Raw genomic sequence first — 9,546 nt, 5'->3', positions numbered from 1 at the left:
GTTCCAAGCGGACCTCGCGCAGCCGGCGGAAGTAGCCGCGCGCGAGGTCCGCTTGGAACGGGAAGCGGTTGAACGAGCAGTACGGGCACAGCCGCGTGCAGAACGGCACGTGCGCGTAGAGCAGACGCGCCTGGTCGTCCGCGACGCGGGGCAGCGAGGGACGATCGTACGGCGCCAGCGCGAGCGTGCGGGCGCCCTGACGGCGCATGACGCCTGTAAGGATGCGTTCGGCGAGCATGGCTTCCGCCTACGCGCCCCCGCCCATCGCCTTGAGCCCGATGTCCGAACGCATGAACATCCCCTCGAACGCGATACGCGACGCCGCCTCGTACGCGCGCTCGCGCGCCTCGGTGATCGTGGGCGCCACCGCTGTCACGTTGAGCACGCGCCCGCCGTTCGTCACCAGCGCACCGTCCTCGCGCAGCGTGGTGCCCGCGTGGAACACCGTGACGCCGGGGACCGCTTCCGCCTCGGCGATGCCGGTGATGACCTTGCCCTTCGCGTAGTCGCCAGGATAGCCGCCGCTGGCGAGCACGACCGAGACGGCTGCCGCGTCGAGCCACTCGACATCGACATCGGCGAGGCGCTCCTCGGCTACGGCGAGCATCACGTCGAGCAGGTCGGTGGCGAGCAGCGGGAGCACGACCTGGGTCTCCGGGTCGCCGAAGCGCGCGTTGTACTCGAGGACCTTGGGGCCCTGCTGCGTGAGCATGAAGCCGCCGTAGAGCACGCCGCGGTACGGCACGCCGTCGGCGGCCAGCCCGGCGACGGTGCGCTCGAGGTCCCCGCGCATCCGGGCGAGCGTGGCGTCGTCGACCGCGGGCACCGGCGAGTAGACGCCCATGCCGCCGGTGTTCGGGCCCATGTCGTCATCGAACGCACGCTTGTGGTCCTGGGCGGGCACCATCGGCACGACGGTGACGCCGTCGGTGAACGCGAGCAGCGAACACTCCGGGCCCTCGAGGTACTCCTCGATCAGCACGCGGCGACCCGCCTCACCGAACCTTCCCGAGAAGCACTCGCGCACGGCCATGACAGCGTCGGGCAGCTCCATCGCGACCGTGACGCCCTTGCCCGAGGCCAGCCCGTCGGCTTTCACGACCACGGGCGTGCCGGTCTCAGCGAGATACTCGAGCGCGGAGCGCTCGTCGGTGAACGACGCGGCCAGCGCCGTGGGGATGCCGTGGCGGCTCATCACGTCCTTCGCGTAGTCCTTCGACCCCTCGAGACGCGCCGCGGCGGCCGACGGACCGAAGGCGCGGATCCCGCGGGCGGTCAGCGCGTCGGCGACGCCGGCGACGAGCGGCGCCTCCGGGCCGATCACGACGAGGTCGAAGCCGGCCTCGGCCGCGAACGCCGCGACGCCTTCCGGCTCCTCGATGTCGAGCGCCACGTTGCGCGCGTCGGCGGCGGTGCCACCGTTGCCCGGCGCGCAGACGACCTCGGGCGCGTGCGCGGACGAGATGAGCGAGCGGACGATGGCGTGCTCGCGGCCGCCGGAACCCAGGACGAGTACTCGCATGGCCTCAAGACCCCTCGGCGCAGGATGACGGGACTTCACGCCCCGCACACGAGCGGAGCACGGAGATTGTAGCCGAAGGGGGCGCGGTCGCCGGACGCTCTCGGTCCCGAGACGCTCTCAGTCCCCTAGGGCCGCCGCTCCCAGCGGCGCATGATCGTCTGCTCGCGCTCCGGCCCGACCGCAACGATCGAGACCGGCACCTCGGCGAGGTCCTCGAGCAGCATGATGTAGTCGCGCGCCTCCTTCGGCAGCTCCTCGAAGCTGCGGCACCCGGTGATGTCCGCGTTCCAGCCCGGCACTTCCTCGTACACCGGCTGGGCGTGATGGAAGACCGTCTGGTGGCACGGCAGGTTGTCGTAGCGCTTGCCCTCGTAGCGGTAGGCGACGCAGACCTTGATCGTCTCGAGGTCCGACAGCACGTCGAGCTTCGTGATGACGAGGTCGGTTATCCCCGAGACCTGCACCGCGTAGCGGATGATGACGGCGTCGTACCAGCCGCAGCGGCGCTGGCGGCCGGTGGTGGTGCCGTACTCGCCGCCGACCTTCGTCAGGTGCTCGCCGATGCTGCCAGGCTCCGAGGGCAGCTCGGTCGGGAACGGACCCGAGCCCACGCGCGTGATGTAGGCCTTCGCGATGCCGAGCACGCGGTCCACACGCTTCGGGCCCACGCCCGCGCCCGTGCACGCGCCGCCCGCCGTCGGCGAGGAAGACGTGACGAACGGGTAGGTCCCGTGGTCGAGGTCGAGCAGGGTGCCCTGCGCGCCTTCGAAGAAGACCCACTGTTCGGCGTCGAGCGCCTTGTTGATGACGAACGACGTGTCGGCGATGTGCGGCTTGATGCGCTCGGCGTAGGCGAGGTACTCGTCGGCGATCTGGTCGACCGTGTAGGTCGGCAGGCCATAGAGCTTCTCGAGCAGGTCGTTCTTCTCGTGGAGCGCCGCCTCGACCTTCTTGCGGAAGATGTGCTCGTCGGTGAGATCCTGGATGCGCAGGCCCATGCGCGAGGCCTTGTCCATGTACGCCGGGCCGATGCCGCGCCGCGTCGTCCCGATCTCGAGCTTGCCGAGGCGGCGCTCGCTCGCACCATCGAGGTCGCGGTGGTACGGCATGATGAGGTGCGCGTTGCAGCTGATGAGCAGACGGTGGGTCGACAGGCCGTCGGCCTCGATCGAGTCCATCTCCTCGAGCAGCACCTTCGGGTCGATGACGCACCCGTTGCCGATGACCGGCGTGATGTGCGGATACATGATCCCGGACGGGATGAGGTGCAGCTTGAGCGTGCGCCCGCCGTGGATGACGGTGTGCCCCGCGTTGTTGCCTCCCTGGAAGCGCACGACGTAGTCGAAGTCGTCCGCCAGCAGGTCGGTGATCTTGCCCTTGCCCTCGTCGCCCCACTGGGCGCCGACCAGCACGATGCCGGCCATGGGCTGCTCCTGACGTGTGCTCGGCCCCGCGGACACCCTAGCCGCTCCCGGGCCGGGCGCGGCGCCCTTCCGGGAGCGGCGCGCTCGTGCGCCCGCACTGGGGGCGGGCGCAGGCGATAGTATGCCCGAGAAGGGCGGTCGGGCGCTACCGGAGAGCCAGGCGCCGCTACCTGCCGAGCCGCTTCGCCGCCGCGCGCGCGGCCACGAGCCCGCTCGCGGACGACTGCACGAGCCCGCGCGTGACGCCGGCCCCGTCACCGATCGCGTACAGCCCCTCGACCTTCGTCATGAGGTCCGCGTCCAGCTCGAGCCGCGACGAATAGAACTTCACCTCGATGCCGTAGAGCAGCGTGCCGGGCGCCGCGACGCCGGGCGCGAGCTTGTCGAGGTGCCCGAGGAACTCGAGGACGTCGACGAGGTGCCGGTACGGCAGGACGAAGGCCAGGTCCCCGGGCGTGGCGCCGCGCAGGGTCGGCGTGACAGGCGACTCCGCGAGGCGCTTGGCGGTCGAGCGCCGGCCGGCGTGCAGGTCGCCGAGGCGCTGGACGATGATGCCCTCGCCGAGCAGGTTGGCCAGCCGCGCGATCGACTCGCCGTACGTGATGGGCTCGTCGAACGGCTCGGTGAACTCCTGGCTGACCAACACGGCGAAGTTGGTGTTCTCGGTGCGCTCGTCGGCGTACGAGTGGCCGTTGACGGTGACGATGTCGCCGTAGCTCTCTGTGGAGACCTCGCCGTACGGGTTCATGCAGAACGTGCGCACGAGATCGCCGAACGCGCGCGAGTGGTAGAGCAGCTTCGCTTCGTAGAGGTGGTCGGTGAGAGGCTCCATCACCGGCGCCGGGACCTCGACGCGCACGCCGATGTCGACCGCGTTGTTGACCAGGCCGATGCCGAGCGCTCTAGCCTGCGCCGCGAGCCAGTCGGCGCCCTCGCGCCCCGGCGCGGCGATGACGACCGGCGCCTCCGCCACGCTACCGTCTGCCAGCTCGACGCCTGTCACGCGGCCATCCGTGGCGACGATGCGCGCGGCGGCCGTGTCGGTGCGGACCTCGACGCCGGCGTCCTCGAGCGTGCGCCGCATGGCCGAGAGCACCGCAGGTGAGCGGTCGGTCCCGATGTGGCGGATGCGCATCGGCACGAGCTTCATCTCCGCGAGCACCGCGGCGCGCTCCAGCCGCTCGGCGGTCTCGGGATCCGGGCCGTGCACCGCCGAGTCGGCTCCGTGCTCGACCCAGATGCGGTCGGCCTCCTCGACCAGCGCGGCGAGCGCATCGTTCCCGACGTAGTCGCCGAGCCATCCGCCGACCTCTGTGGTGAGCGTGAGCTTGCCGTCGGAGAAGGCGCCGGCGCCTCCCCAGCCGGTCATGATGTCGCACGTCCGGCAGCCGACACAGTTCGTCTGGCGGGCGGGGCACTTCCGCCGCGCGATGTCGTGCCCCTTCTCGAGCACGAGCAGGCGCGCACCGCCGCCGCGCGCAAACTCCAGCGCCGCGAAGATGCCTGCGGGACCCGAGCCTACCACGATCGCGTCGTACCGGCCGGCCGTCATGTGCGCGCCCCCCTCATCGCCTCCCGTCACATACACATATTCCCTGCGGACGCGCGCTACACTCATGCTGTGGAAGGAGGCGCGCCGTGCCGGAGCCGCCGAGCGTGCGTATCTCCACGACCCCGACTCGACCGTGGCGCACGGTGGCGAAGAGGTACGTCGCCGAGCACGGCGTCGCCTTCACCGAGACCGACGTGATGCGCGACCGCGCCGGCCTGCGCGAGACGGTGGCGATGACCGGCGGACACGGCATGCCGGTGGTGGTGGTCGGGACGCGCGCGCACAGGCGCTGAAGAGCCCCTACCTGGGATCGCGCGCCAAGTCCACGAACTTCGTGTTCTCCGGGATGTACGCCACGTGCACCGTGTCGGTCGGGCCGTTGCGGTTCTTCGCGACGATGAGCTCCGCCTCGCCGAGCGGCGGGTACTTGCGGTCCTCGCCGCCATCGTCGTCCTCCGAACGGCCGTAGACGTCGCGGTGGATGAAGATGACGACGTCAGCGTCCTGTTCGATGGCGCCCGACTCCCGCAGGTCGGACAGTCGCGGACGCCCGCCGCGCGACTCCACACCGCGCGAGAGCTGCGAGAGGCACACGATCGGCACCTCGAGCTCCTTGGCGAGGATCTTCAGGCCGCGGCTGATCTCGGCGACCTCGGCCTGACGGTTCTCCACGCGGCGGGTCGTCGGCTGCATGAGCTGCAGGTAGTCGACGATGATCATGCCGCCGGGGCGGTCCTTGAGCAGCCGGCGGGCCTTCGTGCGGATCTCGAGGATGGTGGTGGCAGGGGTGTCGTCGACCTGGATGTCGCACTTGGACAGGCGGGAGAGCGCGGAGTTGATCGAGGTCCAGTCGGTGTCCTTGAGGTGGCCGGTGCGCAGGTGCTGGAGGTTGATGCGGCCCTCCGAGCAGATGACGCGCTGGACGAGCTCATCGCTCGACATCTCGAGCGAGAAGATCGCGACCGGGTTGCCGAGCAACGCCGCGTTGACCGCCATGTTCAGCGCCAGCGCCGTCTTCCCGACCGACGGGCGGGCGCCGATGATGATGAGGTTGCCCTTCTGGAACCCCGACAGCAGGCTGTCGAGCTTGTGGAAACCCGTGGCGACGCCGGTGACGTGTTCCTGGCGCTCCGCGAGCTCCTCCAGGCGCAAGAAGCCCTCCTCGAGCAGGGGCAGCAGCGGCTGGAAGGCGCCGGAGATCCTGCGCCCGGTCACGTCGAACAGCAGGCGCTCCGCCTGCTCGATCGCCTCGGAGGCATCGTCGGGTGCGTCGAAGCCGAGTTCGACGATGGCTGTGCCCGCGTCGATCAGCTGCCGCAACAGCGCCGTGCGGGAGACGATCTCGGCGTAGTGCGCGGCGTGGGCCGGGGTCGGCACGGCCATGCCGACGTCGATGAGGTAGTCCTTGCCGCCGATGCGCTCGAGGCCGTCGGTCGCCTCGAGGCGGTCGGCAACGGATACCTGGTCAACGGGTATGCCGTGGTCGTAGAGGTGCCGGATCGCCTCGAAGATCGCCTGGTGCCCGGAGCGCTGGAACTCGGCCGGCGAGGCGATCTTGGTGAGCGCGGTCTCGACGGCCTCGGTCGACATGAGCATCGACCCGAGGAGCGCCCGTTCAGCCTCGAGGTTGTGCGGCCGGATGCGCCCGGCGGGCTCACCGTCGCGGTCGTGCTCTGAGCGGGCGTCACGCGCCACGCGGCTGCCTCCTCATCGCCTCGGAACGGGCCGCCGGATGCGGCTCGACGAAGGCGGCGCGCCCATCCTAGCAACGGCCCCGGACACCGCCAACGGGCCGTCCGGCGCGTTCCACAGGACGCGCCGCACGCTGCCAGCGTTGTCCACCGTTTCCACAGATGTGCCGCGAGTTTCGCGGCGTCGTGCGCGGCCGGCACGCGCCGCGGGGCGGGCACGCCCGCCCCGCGCGCTACTGTGTCTCGGTGTCCTCCGTGGAGTGGGCGTCGGCGACCGCGTCGTCCGCGTCCTCGGTGGCGACAGCCTCCTCGGCCGGCTCTTCCACCGCAGCGGACTCATCGGCATCCGCCGGCTCCTCGGTCGCGACGTCCTCCGCCGCGATGGGCTCGCTCACGACGGGCGCGGGCGCGCCGGCACCCTCGACCACGCCGCCCTCGGGCACGACCTCGACCACGAGCTCGACCTTGACGTCCTTGTGGAGCTGGACGGTCACGGGGTGCGCGCCGAGCGTCTTGATGTGGCCGTGGGCGTCCACCTTCCGGCGATCGACCTCGACGCCGAGTTGGGCCTCGATCGCCTCGGCGACCATCTGCGCGGTCACGGAGCCGAAGAGCTTGCCCTCGTCGCCGGCCTTGGCCTCGACCGTGACGGTCTTGCCGCCGACGGACGCGGCCATCGACTCGGCGTCGGTGCGCCGCGCGGCCTCGCGCTTCTCGATGTTGTGGCGACGGGCCTCGAGCTGCTTGAGCGCACCCGAGGTGGCCTCGACCGCCATCTTCTTGGGGAACAGGTAGTTCACGGCGTAGCCGCGTGCGACCTCGACGACATCGCCCTCGCTGCCCTTGCCCTTCACTTCCTGCAACAGGATGACCTTCACGTACATCTCCTCCAGTCGGCCGCGGAGCGGGAGCGTCCCGCGTGCAGCCGGTTCGAGCGCCCCTCCGATCAGGACGCCTCTTCCGATACCTCCGGCCCGCCGTGCCTGCCGCTCTCGCGCGGCAGGCGGCGGAAGTTCATCCACATGTCCGCCAGGCCCACGACACTCACCGCGTAGGTGAGGAAGTCGGCGACGAGCAGCATCACCGACCCGATGACGCGACCCGGGCCGCCGATGCCCATCTTGCGCATCGTGGACGATGCGACGCCCATGCCCTGCACGAGGAAGGCGAGCCTCGCCGCCACGAGCAGGTTGGCACCGGCCGCGAGCACGATGCGCGAGTCCGTGTCGACGACGGGTGACGCCGCGAGCAGCAGCAGCCCGACCGCGACCGGCCACACGAAGTGGACGCTCAGGTCGACCTCGGCCAGGCGCGGAGGCAGGTTCACCTGCGCACCGCGAGCCGCCGCGGCACGCGTGGCCGCGATCACCGCGAGCACCGCCGTCAGCGCCGCCGTCTCGAAGTAGCTCGACGGCCACATCATCGCCACCAGCTTGCCGAGCGACGCGATCTCGGCCTGCATGACCTTGACCGTCGCCGCATCGCCCGTGGTCGCGAGCGCCTCGCCGAACACCTTCACGACCTGCGAGGCGGCCTCGGCGGACTGCGCGACGATCGACGTGCCCTGCGCCGCGAACGACAGCGCGTCCGACGCGACCGAGGCCGCGAACAGCGCGCCTGTGAGCACGAGCATCACGCGCACGGGCGGCCAGCGGCGTGCCGCCGCGACCACACCGGGACCCGCCAGCAGCAGCGCGGGCACCACGAAGACCGCTGCGTACGGGTCGGTCCACGAGGCGGCCGCCGCTCCCGCGAGCGCGGTCACGACTGCCAACGCGACCTGGCCGGAGCCCGCCAGCGAGGCGAGCGCCATCGCGGCCAGCGGCACGCCGACGACCGGGACGAAGCGCGCGGCGAACGCCGCGATCACCCCGGTGACGACGAGCGCGGCCGTCCGGCCGGCGTTGACGGGCTGCGCCTGCACTTCGGCCGCCTAGCCCCTGCCCCGCTTGCCCTCGACCTTGGTGCTGATCACCGGGACCGCGTAGGGGAGCAGCGCCATCTCGCGGGCGCGCTTGATCGCGACCGACATGGCGTGCTGGTGCTGCGTGCAGTTGCCCGTGACGCGGCGCGGCTTGATCTTGCCGCGGTCCGTCATGAAGCGGCGCAGGGTCTGCACGTCCTTGTAGTCGACGTACTCCGACTTGTCCTTGCAGTACTGGCAGAACTTCTTGCGCGGCTTGCGCGCGTAGTCGGACATCTCGTCCGTTCCTCCTCTCGCGGGAGCGGCCACGTCCGCGGCCGTCCCGTGCGCCGGCGGGAGGGGCCCGCCGGCGATCATGGACTGCTAGAAGGGGATCTCCTCGCCGGGGACCTCTTCGCCGCCGAGCGCGTCGGCGACGTCGTCGGCCGAGGCCGGCTCGGTCGCGGACCCGCGGCTGGAGCCACCGCCGCCCTCGCCGCGGCCGCTCATGAACTCGATCTCGTCGGCGACGACCTCGAGCTTGCTGTGCTTCTGGCCGTCCTTCTCCCACTCGCTGTAGCGCAGCTTGCCCTCGACGGCGACCTTCGTGCCCTTGGTCAGGTAGCGGCCGAGGGAGTCGGCACGCTTGCCGAAGATGACAACGCCGACGTAGTTGGGGATCTCCTCCCACTCGCCGGTCGACTGGTTCTTGCGGCTGTCGTTCACCGCGACGCGCAGGCTCAGGACCGACATGCCGCCGCCGGTCGAGCGAAGCTCGCCGTCGCGCGTCAGGTTCCCGCTGATCATGACTCGGTTGATGCTCATCTTCTCATCCTTCTCGTAGCGGACCGGGTGGCCCGCCGTGCGCGCGCAGAGGCCTACTCGAGGTCCTCGCGGCGCAGCAACATGTAGCGGACCACGAAATCGGTGATGTGCAGGACGCGGTCCATCTCGGCGACGATCTCGGGGGTGCCATGGAACTGGATGACCGTGTAGTCACCCTCGGTCTTGCCGCCGATCTCGAAGGCGAGCTTGCGCTTGCCCCATTCGTCGACGGAGTCCACCGTTCCCCCCGGCGCCGTGACCAGGCCCTGGACCTTCTCCAAGGCGGCGGCGCGCGGCTCGTCCTCGAGCGCGGGGTCGATGATGACCATGAGTTCGTAAGCCTTCATTCGTTCACCTCCTCTGGACTATGGCGGCCCCGGGACTGTGAAGGCAGCGGCCCGGGGCAGGAGACAGCCCGCGTAGTGTAGCACCGGCCTACCGCGTCCTCAACACTCGTATACGCCTCGGTTCTGACACTCCCGGAGGTCCGCGTCCGGAGGTCCGGAGACGCTCCCTCATCGCTCACCCGCCGCCTTCGCGAGGGCGAACCGCCTCACGACGGCGGCAGCGGCCGCGCATGCGGCCAGCGCGGTCGCCAGCGGCAGGCCGCCGCCCGCGCCGCCGAACAG

10 protein-coding genes are annotated in these 9,546 nt (G+C 70.8%); all 10 read right to left on the bottom strand.

What is annotated here, in order from left to right; genetic code table 11:
• A partial coding sequence (locus FDZ70_03235) for a hypothetical protein (protein TLM78955.1) occupies positions 1–238 on the bottom strand: 238 nt, incomplete at its 3' end.
• Between the two features lie 9 nt (positions 239–247).
• Entirely contained in the window at positions 248–1,522 is a 1,275-nt protein-coding gene (gene purD, locus FDZ70_03230; protein TLM78954.1) for a phosphoribosylamine--glycine ligase, read from the bottom strand.
• 125 nt (positions 1,523–1,647) lie between these two features.
• Entirely contained in the window at positions 1,648–2,946 is a 1,299-nt protein-coding gene (locus tag FDZ70_03225; protein ID TLM78953.1) for an adenylosuccinate synthase, read from the bottom strand.
• Positions 2,947–3,112: 166 nt separating this feature from the next.
• Positions 3,113–4,498: an FAD-binding protein gene (locus FDZ70_03220; GenBank protein TLM78952.1), complete on the bottom strand. Its 1,386-nt coding sequence runs from the start codon at positions 4,496–4,498 to the stop codon at positions 3,113–3,115.
• A gap of 300 nt (positions 4,499–4,798) precedes the next feature.
• Complete coding sequence (dnaB, locus tag FDZ70_03215) at positions 4,799–6,094, bottom strand: replicative DNA helicase (protein TLM78957.1); 1,296 nt, start codon at positions 6,092–6,094, stop codon at positions 4,799–4,801.
• A gap of 328 nt (positions 6,095–6,422) precedes the next feature.
• Positions 6,423–7,067 carry a 50S ribosomal protein L9 gene (locus tag FDZ70_03210; GenBank protein TLM78956.1) on the bottom strand — a complete coding sequence of 215 codons (645 nt, stop codon included), beginning with the start codon at positions 7,065–7,067 and terminating at the stop codon, positions 6,423–6,425.
• Positions 7,068–7,135: 68 nt separating this feature from the next.
• A complete protein-coding gene (locus FDZ70_03205) occupies positions 7,136–8,113 on the bottom strand; it encodes a DUF2232 domain-containing protein (GenBank protein ID TLM78951.1) in 978 nt (325 codons plus the stop codon).
• Positions 8,114–8,122: 9 nt separating this feature from the next.
• On the bottom strand, positions 8,123–8,389 hold the full coding sequence (gene rpsR / locus FDZ70_03200; protein TLM78950.1) for a 30S ribosomal protein S18: 267 nt from the start codon (positions 8,387–8,389) through the stop codon (positions 8,123–8,125).
• An 87-nt stretch (positions 8,390–8,476) separates the two neighbouring features.
• Complete coding sequence (locus tag FDZ70_03195) at positions 8,477–8,917, bottom strand: single-stranded DNA-binding protein (GenBank protein ID TLM78949.1); 441 nt, start codon at positions 8,915–8,917, stop codon at positions 8,477–8,479.
• Between the two features lie 53 nt (positions 8,918–8,970).
• Entirely contained in the window at positions 8,971–9,264 is a 294-nt protein-coding gene (rpsF, locus tag FDZ70_03190; protein TLM78948.1) for a 30S ribosomal protein S6, read from the bottom strand.
• Positions 9,265–9,546 lie beyond the last annotated feature (282 nt).

It is taken from the genome of Actinomycetota bacterium, assembly GCA_005774595.1.
Taxonomy (GTDB): domain Bacteria; phylum Actinomycetota; class Coriobacteriia; order Anaerosomatales; family D1FN1-002; genus D1FN1-002.
Note: the sequence above shows the minus strand (reverse complement) of the source record. Positions and strands in the feature narration are given on the sequence as shown.